This window comes from Arthrobacter sp. zg-Y820, assembly GCF_030142155.1.
Lineage (GTDB): Bacteria > Actinomycetota > Actinomycetes > Actinomycetales > Micrococcaceae > Arthrobacter_B.
Map to the genome: position 1 here is coordinate 1,658,833 of NZ_CP126247.1, position 13,158 is coordinate 1,671,990.

Annotated in this window: 14 protein-coding genes; 10 read left to right on the forward strand and 4 right to left on the reverse strand. The window is 64.0% G+C overall.

Going from position 1 to position 13,158, the window contains the following annotated elements:
- The first annotated feature begins 88 nt into the window (after positions 1-88).
- The 3 genes from QNO08_RS07430 (at position 89) to QNO08_RS07440 (ending at position 2,807) form a co-directional block, all read left to right on the forward strand.
- Positions 89-1,096 carry an Lrp/AsnC family transcriptional regulator gene (locus QNO08_RS07430; RefSeq protein WP_229966773.1) on the forward strand — a complete coding sequence of 336 codons (1,008 nt, stop codon included), beginning with the start codon at positions 89-91 and terminating at the stop codon, positions 1,094-1,096.
- Positions 1,097-1,221: 125 nt separating this feature from the next.
- Complete coding sequence (locus QNO08_RS07435) at positions 1,222-1,764, forward strand: DUF2231 domain-containing protein (protein ID WP_229966772.1); 543 nt, start codon at positions 1,222-1,224, stop codon at positions 1,762-1,764.
- 317 nt (positions 1,765-2,081) lie between these two features.
- On the forward strand, positions 2,082-2,807 hold the full coding sequence (locus QNO08_RS07440; RefSeq protein ID WP_229966771.1) for a hemerythrin domain-containing protein: 726 nt from the start codon (positions 2,082-2,084) through the stop codon (positions 2,805-2,807).
- 47 nt (positions 2,808-2,854) lie between these two features.
- On the opposite strand, the gene QNO08_RS07445 is transcribed toward QNO08_RS07440, so the two are convergent.
- Complete coding sequence (locus QNO08_RS07445; protein WP_229966770.1) at positions 2,855-3,544, reverse strand: NADPH-dependent F420 reductase; 690 nt, start codon at positions 3,542-3,544, stop codon at positions 2,855-2,857.
- A 175-nt stretch (positions 3,545-3,719) separates the two neighbouring features.
- Between QNO08_RS07445 and QNO08_RS07450 the strand changes: the two genes are divergently transcribed.
- The gene (locus QNO08_RS07450; protein WP_229966769.1) at positions 3,720-4,457 is read left to right on the forward strand and encodes an SDR family NAD(P)-dependent oxidoreductase; all 738 of its coding nucleotides are present in this window, start codon (positions 3,720-3,722) and stop codon (positions 4,455-4,457) included.
- A gap of 15 nt (positions 4,458-4,472) precedes the next feature.
- On the opposite strand, the gene QNO08_RS07455 is transcribed toward QNO08_RS07450, so the two are convergent.
- Positions 4,473-5,078 (reverse strand): RES family NAD+ phosphorylase, encoded by a 606-nt coding sequence (locus QNO08_RS07455; protein ID WP_229966768.1) that lies wholly within the window; start codon positions 5,076-5,078, stop codon positions 4,473-4,475.
- Entirely contained in the window at positions 5,079-5,582 is a 504-nt protein-coding gene (locus tag QNO08_RS07460) for a hypothetical protein (protein WP_229966767.1), read from the reverse strand.
- A gap of 355 nt (positions 5,583-5,937) precedes the next feature.
- Here QNO08_RS07460 and QNO08_RS07465 point away from each other — a divergent pair, with 355 nt between their 5' ends.
- The 3 genes from QNO08_RS07465 to hisF all read left to right on the forward strand — a co-directional run bounded on the left by QNO08_RS07465 (position 5,938) and on the right by hisF (position 7,904).
- Positions 5,938-6,201: a phosphoribosyl-ATP diphosphatase gene (locus QNO08_RS07465; RefSeq protein ID WP_229966766.1), complete on the forward strand. Its 264-nt coding sequence runs from the start codon at positions 5,938-5,940 to the stop codon at positions 6,199-6,201.
- Positions 6,202-6,278: 77 nt separating this feature from the next.
- Positions 6,279-7,121 carry an ATP phosphoribosyltransferase gene (hisG, locus tag QNO08_RS07470; RefSeq protein WP_229966765.1) on the forward strand — a complete coding sequence of 281 codons (843 nt, stop codon included), beginning with the start codon at positions 6,279-6,281 and terminating at the stop codon, positions 7,119-7,121.
- Between the two features lie 12 nt (positions 7,122-7,133).
- Positions 7,134-7,904: an imidazole glycerol phosphate synthase subunit HisF gene (gene hisF, locus QNO08_RS07475; RefSeq protein WP_229966764.1), complete on the forward strand. Its 771-nt coding sequence runs from the start codon at positions 7,134-7,136 to the stop codon at positions 7,902-7,904.
- Between the two features lie 51 nt (positions 7,905-7,955).
- On the opposite strand, the gene QNO08_RS07480 is transcribed toward hisF, so the two are convergent.
- Positions 7,956-9,071: a cupin domain-containing protein gene (locus QNO08_RS07480; RefSeq protein WP_284015911.1), complete on the reverse strand. Its 1,116-nt coding sequence runs from the start codon at positions 9,069-9,071 to the stop codon at positions 7,956-7,958.
- Between the two features lie 292 nt (positions 9,072-9,363).
- Here QNO08_RS07480 and QNO08_RS07485 point away from each other — a divergent pair, with 292 nt between their 5' ends.
- The 3 genes from QNO08_RS07485 to QNO08_RS07495 all read left to right on the forward strand — a co-directional run bounded on the left by QNO08_RS07485 (position 9,364) and on the right by QNO08_RS07495 (position 12,656).
- Positions 9,364-10,404 (forward strand): NAD(P)-dependent alcohol dehydrogenase, encoded by a 1,041-nt coding sequence (locus tag QNO08_RS07485; protein ID WP_229966762.1) that lies wholly within the window; start codon positions 9,364-9,366, stop codon positions 10,402-10,404.
- Between the two features lie 315 nt (positions 10,405-10,719).
- Positions 10,720-12,057 carry a family 43 glycosylhydrolase gene (locus tag QNO08_RS07490; protein ID WP_229966761.1) on the forward strand — a complete coding sequence of 446 codons (1,338 nt, stop codon included), beginning with the start codon at positions 10,720-10,722 and terminating at the stop codon, positions 12,055-12,057.
- A gap of 296 nt (positions 12,058-12,353) precedes the next feature.
- Positions 12,354-12,656 carry a hypothetical protein gene (locus QNO08_RS07495; protein WP_229966760.1) on the forward strand — a complete coding sequence of 101 codons (303 nt, stop codon included), beginning with the start codon at positions 12,354-12,356 and terminating at the stop codon, positions 12,654-12,656.
- The last annotated feature ends 502 nt before the right edge of the window (positions 12,657-13,158 follow it).

Below are 13,158 nucleotides of genomic sequence, written 5' to 3' on the forward strand. Positions count from 1 at the left end.
GTAACGCGCGATGGTATCGTCCTCAAAATACAGACCAGGTCCGTTCCAACGAATAATCTGCAGGATTTGTCATCAAAACGAGGGTGGTATGCCGGATAGTTCCCTGAATGCGCTGGATCTTCGCATTATCAACGCCCTGCAGATAGCTCCCCGGGCGCCGTGGGCCCAGCTGGCGCCGATCATCGGTGCCGACGCGGCCACGCTGAACCGCCGCTGGCGGGACCTGCACGCCAGCGGAACGGCGTGGATCAGCACCTTTGATCCGGACAGCTGGGAGGCGGGAGCCCTTGTTGAGGTCAACTGCCACTCGGGGGCGAACCTGCGGGTGGCGGATGCCCTGGCCGAGACCCCGGAAGCCATCGGCGTGGACCTTACCGCGGGTGGCCGGGACATTGTGGCCACCATTGCCACGCCCACCGATGCCGCGCTGTGGACCTACCTGCTGGAGGAACTGCCGCGCATCGACGGCATTGAATCCACGCACAGCCATCCGATTGCGCGCAATGTGTACGACGGCAGCGCATGGCGGGTCCGGGCGCTGGATGCGCTGGAGACGCAGCAGGTTCAGGCCCTGGCTCCTGCCGGGAACCGCCGGGCGGCCGGTAAGAATATCGAGCTGGAGCGGCACATTACCGCCGTGCTGAATTCCGACGGCCGGGCGACCGCGACGGCGATCGGATCGGCTTTGGACGAGAGTCCGCGCCACATCCGCGACACCATGGCACAGATGAGCGCTTCCGGACGGCTGCAGCAGCGGACCGATCTGGTGCGGGGCGTTTCGGCCTGGCCGGTGAGTGCCTGGTATTTCCTGCGGGTTCCGGCTTCCAAGCTCGACGGCGTTGCCACCCGGCTGCAGAACCTGGACGAGCTCCGGCTGGTGTCGCACACCGTGGGACCGTACGACGTAATCATGGGTGTCTGGCTGAAGAGCCTGGCCGAAGTCCAGCGCCTGGAACAGCATCTGGAGGTGAAGCTCCCCGGTGTTTCGACGGCGGACCGTTCCGTTGTCCTGCGCAGTGTCAAGCAGTTCGGCCAGATCCTGGACCACCGCGGCCACGCCACCGGGCGGAGCAATCTGGTCACTGCGGAGGAGTAACAAGGGGCGCTCCCGGCGCGTGCCGCCCTTGCCCACCTGGGCCGGCCGCCGTCGTCGGGCGCCGTGCCGCGCGAAGGACACGGCGCCCCTATGCACCCCCGCGACGACGGCGTAGCGTAAACGAGGTGACTGAAGTTTCAGCGCCGCAACGACTGGCCCGGGCCGTGGCCGGGAGTTCCGTCTCGGAACGGCTGGCCGACGTCCAGGAACGCCTGTACCGGCCGGTTCTCGACTGGGTCAAGAACAGCGCGTTTCACACCGATATCCTGGGCCACTCGATCCATCCGCCACTCACCGATCTGACTCTGGGCTGCTGGTTCAGTGCGTCCCTTCTCGATTTGGCCGGCGGAGTTGAGGCACGCCGCAGCGCCGCACTCCTGGTGGCAGCGGGATCGGCGGCGGCAGTGCCGACAGCCTTTGCCGGCGCCAGCGACTGGTCGTGGATGGCCGGGGAAGAGCGGCGGATCGGCGCGGTTCATGCCCTTGGCACCGATGCCGCCACCTTCCTTCAGATCGGTTCCCTGATCGCCAGGCTGCGCGGCCGCCACGGTTTGGGCGTCGCGCTGAGCCTCGCTGGAAACGGAATCATGATGGGAGCCGGATTCCTGGGCGGACATCTGGCGCTCAACCGCGGAACCGCCCGCCGGACGGCTGCTGCCTCCGGATAGGAGCGGCCCCGGTTCCACGGTCGTAGTGACCGAGCTGTGAGGGCCCTTTGGCGTCGGCGACCTGTGAAAGCCGGCGCCGTTGCTGCTGCAGGGCGGGAAAAGTTTCGCGAAGATGTCCATCGGAGGAATCCGGCAGCCGCAAGCTACCTTCGCGCCCGGTCTCAGTAGAAAGGGCGGGCCGGGGTCAGCACTTCGGAAAGGCCTGACCGCTGAAGCTCCCCCGATGGCTTAAGCCATTGTGCTGATTGAGGAAAGACTTTAAGATACTCGCGGGGAACGGCCTCAGTCTTGGATGAACTCTTTAAGGGGCGATCCAAATGGCTGACTTTTTTACGGCCGAGCCGGGCGAGGCCCCGGCCCCATTGCCGCCGGGGCCCATCCTCTGTACCGGGACGGTCGGAATGCGGCGCGTTCACCGTTTTTTCCTTTGGGCCTACGATGAGGCACCCGGCCTGGTGCGGTCCAGCCCTATTGGAGATACGCATCGCGCCGCATACGTTGGGGAAGTGCTCGGAAACTTCGACGGCGTGCTGCACATCCACCACGAGGGTGAAGACCTGCTGATGTACCCTCGACTGGCTGGCCGGGCACCGGGGTGCGCCCTGCATGTAGCGCAGATGCTGGAACAACATCGGCAGGTGGGGCAGGGGCTTGAACACATCGAACCGGTCCGGCGACGCTGGATGGAGACGGCAAACGCGGCGGCCGGCGAGGAACTCGCTGAACGCTATGAGGACCTCTCCGCTCTGCTTAAAGTGCACCTGCGCCGCGAAGTCACTGAGGTGATGCCCGTGGTGGACAGGGTGTTGAGCGAAAAGGAAATGGACGCGGTCGGTCAGCACGGGATCGAACAGTTCGACAAGAAGTTTTTGGTGGGCTACCTCGGGATGATGATGGCCACGAACCCTCCGGACGACCGAAAGGCTTTCTTCAAGGAAATCCCTGCGCCGGTCCGACTTGCCTACCGCCTCGTGGGGCGCCGAATGTATCGGCGACAATATTCGACGCTGTTTCCCGGGCGCAAAATCCCGGAAACACTTTAGTCTGTTCGTGGGCATCTGCACGGCTCCCCTTCCGGTGGCCGCGGCCTTCAACCGATGCGCCGGGCGAGCTGCAGGTTGCGGATGAGTTCCTCGCGGCTCTGACCGTCCACATGGTGGCGCCACATCGGTGTTCCGGGAGCGCTGCGCCACGATTCGCTCAGGGGACTGTTGTCAACGGCGTCAAATCCGAGATCGCCGTAGAAGCGGCTGACCACTTCGACGGCGTCCGGATAGTCGCTCGAGACAACCAGCGCCTTCCGGTCAGGAGCACCGGCCGGCCTTGCCAGCCGGATCACCGCCGGCAGCGCATCGCCGGGGACTCGGATCTCGGAGCGCCCGTGGAACTGGACGTGGCTGAACGCCTTAACGAGCTTCGAGGCGGGCAGCTGTTCCTGGCGCAGCTCATGAATGGTCTGGCGGCCGGAGTCGACCTCCGGATAGTTTCCGTCGCGCCAGACCATGTAGTTGTTGTTATCGATCACGACCTTTCCCTCGAGTTCATCGACCGGCAGTGTGCTGTCGGGGGAGTAGGGGAAGGCTAGGACAGCGAAGTCAGCTGCGGCTGCGGCGTCGGCGGTGTAGGCAGCCCGGGCCCGCGGACCCAGCTCACTGATCAGGCTCTCCAGGGTCTCGGGACCGCGCGAATTGGCGATGACGACGTCGTAACCTGCGGCGATGGCCGCACGGGCCAGGGTGCTTCCGGCTTGGCCGGCGCCAAGTATGCCGATGGTGGTCATGAGCGTTTCTCCTCAGTTGTCCCGTTCACGGCGTCAGCCTACGTGTTTCGGCGCAGGCGTGGTCCGGCGGGCCCTGGACCCTCCCGCAACCGAGGCAGGGGCGGAAGACTGGTTGGCGGCACGCGTTTTGAGGCCGATCATGTCAACCGTGGTGACGAGAAGGCGGGGGAGCATCGTGGCACGCGTCCTTGTCACCGGGTCAACTGACGGCATTGGGCGGTCGACTGCCATGAGGCTCCTCGAGCAGGGGCACGACGTCGTCGTCCACGCGCGGACACCGGCTCGGCTGAGCGCCGTTCAGGATCTCATTGAGCGAGGTGCCGGGGAGGTTGTCGGTGACCTGAGTCGTTTGCCCGAAGTCCGTGAGTTTGTGGCGCAGGCGAACGGGCTGGGACGGTTCGATGCCGTCATCCACAACGCCGGGACTATGAACGGCTCGTCGGTCCTGCCCGTCAATGTGGTGGCCCCGTATGTACTCACTGCGGAAATGGAACGCCCGGGGCGCCTGATCTATCTCAGCAGCGGCATGCACCATGGCGGGCCTCCCGACCTTGCCGGCATCGACTGGAGCGGCAGCCGCGCGACGCGCTCCTACTCCAACTCGAAGCTGTTCGTCACCACGCTCATGGCTGCGGTGGCACGATTGTGGCCGGACGTGCTGGCACACGCCCTCGACCCGGGGTGGGCGCCGACAAGGATGGGCGGGCCCAGCGCGCCCGACGATCTGAGCCTGGCCGACGTCACCCAGGTCTGGCTTGCGACAACGGAGGACCCCGCTGCCATGGTGAGCGGCCGGTACTGGTTCCACCAGGAGCCCCGGGCTCCGCATCCCGCGGTGCCTGATGAGGGTTTTCAGAATGATCTGTTGGCTTCCCTCGCCGCGTATACCGGCGTCGCGCTCGCGGGCCCATGATCCGAGGCGGGCTATTCACCGTGAACTGCGATACTTGCCCGCGTCCGGGCCTGGCCTCTCGTGCTTCCGCACTATGGGCCTGAGGATTTCGGCTGCAGCCCCCTCAACAGCTGGGTGGTCCAGGGTGAGGATCTCGGGATCGTCGTCCACGGTCAGCGAGGACCAGTCCCACAGGCCGACCGAAGCCCGCTGGGACCCGTAGAAGGACCACCACGAGACGCCGTCGTGCTGATTCGATTCGTAAATGCTGCGCGCCCACTCTCTGGTCACTGCGTATTCGCGAGTGATGACCTGGCTGGGGCGAAGCCCCAAGTCCAAAAGCACGCGCGGATCGTCCAGATCAAGCACCCGCGGCGTGCCCGTGTATTTCACCAGGGCTTTCCGGCTGCCGGCAGGCGCCGCCCGAGGAACGTCCAGGACCCCCTGCGCCCACGTCGGGAACCGCCCCGGGGCTTCTGCGACTGCCGCCTCGGGATGCGATCCGACGTACAGCACCCGGTACTCCGCCGCCGGATCATCCACCCTGCCGTTTCCCTGATCCGGCCACACGAACAGGGGATGGCCGTTCTCGGTCGCGTCTGTGGCCGCGGGATCCCAGTTCAGGACACGGTAGAACTCCATCTAGGCGAACGCGCCCTGCGCATACGCCTTCATGGCCTCGATGAGCCGGCCGGGCCCTTCCTGCGCAAAAACATCGATCGGCCGCGCCCGCAGAAAAGGATCCTGACCCTCAAGCCACAGTGCGGCCTGTTCCGGTGTGAAGGTTGCCAGCAGGTGTCCGACGAGCGTGTCCAGGTCCGCGAGCTTGGCCCGGTTGGTCTCCGAAGGGCGGTCGACGCCGGTTGCCCACCGGCCCGGCCCGTCCTGTGAAACCCCGAGAAGCTTGGCGGTGACGTTGTTGCCCAGTGCGTCGACGACCCTGCGCGCGACTGCTTCAGGACCATAGGCGCCGGCATCCTTGATTGATTTCACCTGGACGCTCCCGGCTGCTGGCTTACGCCCGCGCTTGGTTCTGCCCGGAGTAGCGACGGCGGTTCCCTTGGGCAAGACGCCGTGGCCCTTGATGATCTGGACGTCCACGCCGCCGATACGGACCGTGCCGCTGAATTCCTCGGCTGCGCTCATGGCCACAGTAAGTGTTTGGGAGCGAGCGCGGCAAGAGGGCCGCACCGCCCATCGAGGTGGGTTCCTAGCTTTAGTCGGCAGGCATCTGATCTGTCGAGACGTAGCGCCGGGGATCGTCCGAAAGGGCATCTCGCGGGAACTCAATCCAATCAGGCTCTGTAGCCCCGTCACCGACGCTGAATACCCGCCAGCCGACTCCTGGGATCGAGGCTCTGGTACATGCCGTCAGGAGAGACGTCCCCAGGCAGCCGTCACAACCCTCGCTACCTACACGGGGTGAGACGCTATAGGCCGTCCCCGTCACACCCCGACCCCCAATTGAGCCCCAACCCGCGGCACAGCGTAGCCTTGACCTGTGAAAACCTTCGAAGACCTCTTTGCAGAGCTGAGCGAGAAAGCGCAGAACCGCCCCGCCGGTTCGCGCACGGTGACCGAACTCGAGTCGGGCGTTCACGGCATCGGAAAGAAGATTGTCGAGGAAGCCGCCGAAGTCTGGATGGCCGCCGAGTACGAATCCGAAGCCGAATGCGCCGAAGAAATCTCCCAGCTGCTCTACCACCTGCAGGTACTCATGCTCGCCAAAGGCATGACCCTCGAGGACGTCTACAAGCATCTCTAGCCGCGCGCTGAACCAGCGCGTGGCCCCGCCGGCAACCTCACCCCAACCTCAGTGACTTCCAGCGAAAGATGCCTCCCATGCTCCGTGTAGCCGTCCCCAACAAGGGATCCCTCTCCGAATCCGCCTCCGCCATGCTCTCCGAAGCGGGCTACCGCCAGCGCCGCGACAGCCGCGAACTGGTCCTGGTGGATCCGGACAACGACATTGAATTCTTCTTCCTCCGCCCCCGCGACATCGCCGTCTACGTCGGCGCCGGAACGCTCGACGTCGGCATCACCGGCCGCGACCTGTTCCTGGACGCCGAGGTGGACGCGGAGGAGCTGATGAACCTGGGCTTCGCCAAGTCCACCTTCCGCTTCGCCGGACCGGCAGGCGACTTTACCGCCATCGAGGAGCTCGAGGGCAAGCGCCTGGCCACCAGCTACGACGCACTGCTGCGCAACTACCTGACGGACCGCGGCATCAACGCCTCGGTGGTACGGCTTGACGGCGCCGTGGAGTCTTCGGTGCGCCTCGGCGTCGCCGACGCGATCGCCGACGTCGTCGAAACCGGAACCACGCTGCGCGCCGCCGGCATGGAAATCTTCGGCGAGCCGATCCTGAAGTCCGAGGCCATCCTGATCGGCCGCCGCGGGGAAAACCCCGCCGGCGTCGACGTCCTGATCCGCCGCCTGCGCGGCGTCCAGGTGGCGCACCAGTACGTAATGATGGACTACGACGTGCGCCGCGAACTCGTCGACCAGGCGGCAGCCCTGACACCGGGCCTGGAATCGCCCACCGTCTCACCCCTGCAGGACAGCGGCTGGGTGGCCGTGCGCTCCATGATCAGAAAATCCGACACGAACCGGATCATGGACGAGCTCTACGACCTGGGCGCCCGCGCCATCCTCGTGAGCACCATCCACGCCTGCCGGATCTAGGGGAGGACCACCATGAGTGTTGCGATCCGCGTCATTCCTTGCCTGGACGTCGACGCCGGCCGCGTGGTCAAGGGCATCAATTTCGAGGGCCTGCGCGACGCCGGAGACCCCGTGGAGCTGGCGCACCGCTATGACCGCGCCGGAGCCGACGAGCTGACCTTCCTGGACGTCACGGCATCCTCGGGCAACCGCGACAACGTGTTCGACGTCGTCTCCCGGACCGCCGAGGAAGTCTTCATTCCGCTGACCGTGGGCGGGGGAGTGCGCGGCATCGCCGACGTCGACCGGCTGCTGCGCTCCGGCGCGGACAAGGCCTCGATCAACTCGGCCGCCGTCGCCCGCCCGGACGTCATCGACGAGATCACCCGCCACTTCGGTTCGCAGGTGCTGGTGCTCTCCGTGGACGCACGGCGAACGCACGACGGCGCCACGCCGTCGGGTTTCGAAATCACCACGCACGGCGGCCGCCGGGGCACAGGGATCGACGCCGTCGCCTGGGCCCGCGAGGCAGCGGACCGGGGCGTGGGGGAGATCCTGCTGAACTCCATCGACGCCGACGGCACCCGCGAGGGCTTCGACCTGGAAATGATTCGGGCCGTCCGCGCGGCAGTAAAGGTGCCGCTGATCGCCTCCGGCGGTGCCGGCGTGCCCGAGCACTTCCCGGCCGCCGTGATCGCCGGGGCCGACGCCGTCCTGGCCGCCTCGGTCTTCCACTTCGGGCCCGACGATGCCATCGCCAAGGTCAAGCAGGCCATCCGCGACGCCGGGTTCGCTGTCCGCTGACGTTTGCCGGAAACGTTCCGACGAACGCGAGTACAGCGATGGGGGGAGCAGCTAGGCCCTTGAGGCCACGAAAATCTGGGCCGGCCCCGTGAACGTGGCTGTTACGGGGTCCCCGGCGTACAAGATCTTCGCTCCGGGCTCCAGATCCGTTGTGACCTCATCTACGGTGATGGCGGCGGGTTCCATCGCGGCGAGCACTACGCTGAACGGTCCCAGCCGGGCGGGCTTCGGATCATCCCCTACGACCACCCGCCGCAGGTCCAGATCGTCGCTCCAGAGCGGAATGCGCTGCTCGCCGTCGTCGACGTCGGCAACAGGCAGGGGAGAAGGCTGCGGCTGTCCGTCGCCCGTCAGGACCTGGAGCTCGCAGAGGTCCACGCGCTCCTTGGTCAAGCCTGCCTGCAGCGCATTATCGGAGTGGCCCATCACCACTGCTGCTTGGCCGGACAGATAGGTATGCAGGCACCCGGGGGGTATCACGGCTACCTGCCCGGGATCCAGCTGGATCAGCTGCATGCAGACGGCCAGCAGGACGCCCCGGTCGTCTGGGAAAATCGGCTGCAGCCGGCGTACTACGGCGGCCGCCTCGGCGGCCGGTCCCTCAACGTCCCGGATCCGGTGCACCGCGTCGGCTGTTTCCCGCAGTGCGGCGGCCTTTTCATGAGAGCTCATGCGCAACACTGAGTGGATGGCGGTCTCATGGCGGAAGGAGAGATAGGAACGCAGCCAGGGCAGTTCCAGGCCGGAAGCGATGGCCTGAAGCTCTTCCGTGCTCCTTTCCCCGGCAAGCACGCGCAGGGGCGTGAGGGCCACGGCTACCTCACACTTCGGGTTGCGGTCCTTGTAGTTCCGGTTTCCGGCGCCCAGCGGCACGCCCCGGGCCTGTTCCCGGACGAAACCCGCCAGCGCCTGCTCCCAACGCGGGTGCAGCATGATCGGCGGCGGAACATCGGCGTCCAAGATCTGAAGGCGGAAGGGAAACGGAGAGCCGGTTCCGGCGTCCGCATGGGGGACTGCGACAGGTTGGTCCCCGGCAAACCGCTCCAGTGTTTGCCGGAAGGTCGCGGGATCCCAATCAATGAGCAGGCCGCGCGAGGCCGAGGGTGAAGAACGGCGAGCGGCTGCTCCGGAACTGGAGCGGACAGAATCGGCACGGACAAAAGTCACTTACATCACCAATACGGGGCACATACGAAGCTATTAGGGACCGCAGGGTCCCACATGCGGAAAACGCGTTCTTAATTATAGGCATTACCGTCCGGACAGGAACTGGTTGCTGATCCCCCTTGTCAGGCAGGTGCTGCCGGCCGGACCGGAGCGCCGCTGTTGCTCCGGGTCGGCGTCCGGGCTCGAAGCGGGCCGGATCCGCCGTCGTCGCCCCCTGCGGAAATAAATAGCGCAGGATCGGACTTGTGCCTTAGGTGCCCTATGGCACTGTTACCCCACAGCTTGGAGAAATATGACTACCGCACGCGCTTACGCAGCCCCCTCCGCCACCGATCCGCTGGTTCCCACCACGATCGAACGCCGCGAGGTCGGCCCGCATGACGTCCTCATCGACATTGCCTATGCCGGTGTCTGCCACTCGGACATCCACACCGTCCGCGGCGAATGGGGACCCATCGCGTACCCGCAGGTTGTCGGCCACGAAATCGTGGGCACCGTGGCCGAGGTTGGTGCGGATGTCACCGCGCACAAGGTCGGCGACCGTGTGGGCGTTGGCTGCATGGTCAACTCGTGCCGGGAATGTGAAAACTGCCTCGCCGGCATGGAGAACTACTGCCTGAACGGAAATACCGGCACCTACACTGCCGTGGACCGCGACGGCAGCATCACGCAGGGCGGGTATTCCACCGCCATCGTGGTGGTCGAGGACTTCGTCCTGAGCGTGCCCGAGAGCATCCCGTACGAAGCCGCGGCTCCGCTGCTCTGCGCCGGCATCACCACCTACTCGCCCCTCGCCCACTGGAACGCGGGACCGGGCAAGAAGGTCGCCGTCGTCGGCATGGGCGGACTCGGACACATGGGTGTCAAGATCGCCGCTGCCATGGGCGCCGAAGTGACGGTCCTGTCCCAGTCGTTGAACAAGCAGGAAGACGGCCTCCGTTTCGGTGCCGAGCACTACTACGCCACCAGCGACGCGGGCACGTTCGAGAAGCTCGCGAACACCTTCGACCTGATCATCAACACTGTCAGCGCCCCCGTGGACATGCAGCAGTACCTGTCCCTGCTCCGCCTGGACGGAACGATCGTGAACGTCGGCGCCCCGCCCGAGCCGCTGCCGGTCTCGGTCTTCGCCCTCATGGGCAACCGCCGCTCGTTCGCATCTTCGGGCATCGGCAGCATCGCCGAGACCCAGGAAATGCTGAACTTCTGCGCGGAGCACAACATCGCCCCCGAGATCGAGCTCATCAAGGCCGAGGACATCAACACCGCCTACGAGCGTGTGCTGAAATCCGACGTCCGCTACCGGTTCGTCATTGACGCGGTGACCATCTAATTTCTTAGAGTTAAAGGCACCCTGTCGGTTGGCGGGGTGCCTTTTGCGTTCAACCCGGAATAGATGGTCCGACGACGCCTGCGCCCTTTGCAGACCCGCACGTGATCTGGTGTGGCCTCACACCGGAACACGACATGGGTGGTGCTGCGCGGTGCCGCTTCCGGGAACGGTGCGCCGGACCGCCATGTAGAGCGAGAGTACGCCGGCTGCGGTCGTAGATGTTCCTGGAGTGGCGTTCTAGCCGTTGGTTGTTTCCTGTTGGCTTTATCCGCTCGGATTGATAGTTTGTCCTTCCACCAACGGGAATGGCAGGTTATGGAAACTGACTTTGAGAAAGCCGCTACCGATGAGGGTGCAGCAACTGGTTTTGTTTTTGCTACCTTTGTTGGTAACGGCCCAGCGGGGGAAACCCTGAACCTGTTTTATTCACCGGACGGGAAAACGCTGTTCGGCGGGGACAATAACCCGGTATATGTTCCGGCCGATGGTGGCGGACTCCGGGACCCGTCAATCCTGTATTGGAATGATCGTTGGTATGTGGCTTACACCACTACGGACGGCCGGAATAAAAACTTCGCCATTGCATCGAGCTCCACAGGACACCCCGGGTCGTGGAGTCTACTGACCAAGGTTTCCGTTGCCGCCGCGCCCGGACTCGTCAAAGCGTGGGCGCCGGAACTGGTGGTGGACGGCAATGACGTTTACGTGTTCTTCAGCCGGATTACGTCCGCAAACGTGGGCGATATGTACTATGTCAAGGCGGCCAATGCCGCCTTGACCGCCTGGAGCACTCCCGTTGCCGTTACCTTTGCGAACGAGCCCGCGAGTTACATTGACGGTGTACCGATCAGGGGAACCGACGGGCAATGGTATCTGTTCTATTCCACAGGCAACAGCATTGACCGGGCCGCGGGCGAGACCATCACGGGCCCCTGGAGAACCGATCGTTCAGGCAACTGGGCCGGGTGGGGAAGCGGTATCGAGGGACCTGCCATTTTGAAGGATGGGGACACATACCGGATGTATTTTGACCGGTACGTAAACAATCTGGGGCTGCACTGGAGCGAAGCCGCCAGCCTCAACGGACCGTGGTCCCCAGCAACCAAGGTGGTGACCGCTCCCTATGTCCTCCAGAGGGGCCAGACCATCCGGCATGGAAGCGTCTATGCGCTTTCCTCACCCATGGCCCGGAACAAGATGATTGCGGCTCTTGCCATGCCGGTTACCGGCGGCAATCATTCGGAGTGGCAGAATCCCCCAGGGGTACCGATCCCAAAGGGCAGGCCTACCGTTATGAGCTGGGTGGTTCCCGACGAATCCGAAAGCGTGAACCCGAACTTGGTTGCCTTTGAGGACGGCGGAACGTTCACCTTGAATGAGTACTGCAATTACGCGATTGTCATGACCGCCGCAGCCATCGGAGTTACGGGCGTAACACGTTCGTTCATTGAGATGATCAGTGAAGATGGTAGAACCATTCATATGCGGCAGGCTGGGGGCGCGGAGGACGTTTTCTCGTTCAGCATGGCGACGTTCAAGCCGCGCGCCGCCGGTGAAAGAGTCCGGTTCCGGATTTATTTGAACTGGACCGGCTCGCAAACCACTGCAGCCGTCCCGGTCCGGGTTCGGTTTACCAAAATCGCAAGAATCTAAAGGCGAAGGAAGGTAGCCCTAGGCGCCAGCTCGGGTAGTCCAATAGCTGATGCTGCCCAGGAAGCCTGGCTCTCCGTTGTCCAGTACGAGCTAGAAGGGATATAGCCACTAGCGCGAATTTCTTTTCAGACCGGCCGGTGGCCGTGATTTCCGGATAGCGTCGCGAAACCGACTAGCGGCTTGGTCGGGGTAAACGAAGACCCAGTGCGCAAGAATAAGGATTACGTGAAAATCGCGGTCCTCATCCGAGGCATTCTTTATGCCGAACCCCTGTTGTTATGGAGAGTGGAGTAGCCGTGGCGAAGTACATCGACGATGCGGTACGAAGTATGTCCCGATTCGCAGAATTGCTCTCGCTGGTAGGTCTCCCGGAGTTGGGTCACGGCTATAAAAATGAGGCACAAAAAATCGAGTGTGACGGATCAGAACCAGCCGTGGCTGAAACACGAGAGTGGATTAGGGAAACCTTCAGATACCAAGGAAGCGGCAGCATTCCCGATCGATATGTTGCCAAACAGGACGGTTCGGCAGATCTTCCCCTGACCTCCGAATATCACGAGTTGATAAAGGCTCTCGGAACCTTCGTGGAGGGACGTTAGGCGAGCAGTCATCGTGCGATTCGTGCCGTTCAAACCGGTGTGCTGTGGGGTGTCATTGGTTCAGCAGCAGCAAGGCAATTTAGAGAGTGAAGGCAACTGGCAGTCCCGATGGAGTAATCAGTGAGCCGGACTTCCAAATCGGGGTCATCGTCGATTTGATCGAGTGGTGGGGCATCGGGCCCGCTCATCGGGGGGAACGTAGAAATAAGCTCCTTGTAAAACTCCCGAAAGCCCGGGGTGGTTACAGGGACGTCGTCATAGGAGTGGCTCTCGGACCAGCTCGCTCATCCCACCAGGCGGAAAAATCCGCATCCGTCACACTGTCCGGGTCAAACGCCAAGATCTCGTAGGTCAGGGCAGTGGAGACTACAGCACGAGCCAGGAACGCCTTGGCGCCGGTACGGGCCGCCTGGTCCCTGTACTAAGGGGGCTTTCCAGTCGACCTATAATTGCACCATGGCATATCTGCGTCCCGAAGGCGCCCTCTACGCGCAACCGCCCG

Coding starts and splice junctions, on each gene's coding strand:
- QNO08_RS07430 (WP_229966773.1), top strand. CDS start 89: ATGCCGGATAGTTCCCTGAATGCGCTGGATCTTCGCATTATCAACGCC.
- QNO08_RS07440 (WP_229966771.1), top strand. CDS start 2,082: ATGGCTGACTTTTTTACGGCCGAGCCGGGCGAGGCCCCGGCCCCATTG.
- QNO08_RS07445 (WP_229966770.1), bottom strand. CDS start 3,544: ATGACCACCATCGGCATACTTGGCGCCGGCCAAGCCGGAAGCACCCTG.
- QNO08_RS07455 (WP_229966768.1), bottom strand. CDS start 5,078: ATGGAGTTCTACCGTGTCCTGAACTGGGATCCCGCGGCCACAGACGCG.
- QNO08_RS07460 (WP_229966767.1), bottom strand. CDS start 5,582: ATGAGCGCAGCCGAGGAATTCAGCGGCACGGTCCGTATCGGCGGCGTG.
- hisG (WP_229966765.1), top strand. CDS start 6,279: ATGCTCCGTGTAGCCGTCCCCAACAAGGGATCCCTCTCCGAATCCGCC.
- hisF (WP_229966764.1), top strand. CDS start 7,134: ATGAGTGTTGCGATCCGCGTCATTCCTTGCCTGGACGTCGACGCCGGC.
- QNO08_RS07485 (WP_229966762.1), top strand. CDS start 9,364: ATGACTACCGCACGCGCTTACGCAGCCCCCTCCGCCACCGATCCGCTG.
- QNO08_RS07490 (WP_229966761.1), top strand. CDS start 10,720: ATGGAAACTGACTTTGAGAAAGCCGCTACCGATGAGGGTGCAGCAACT.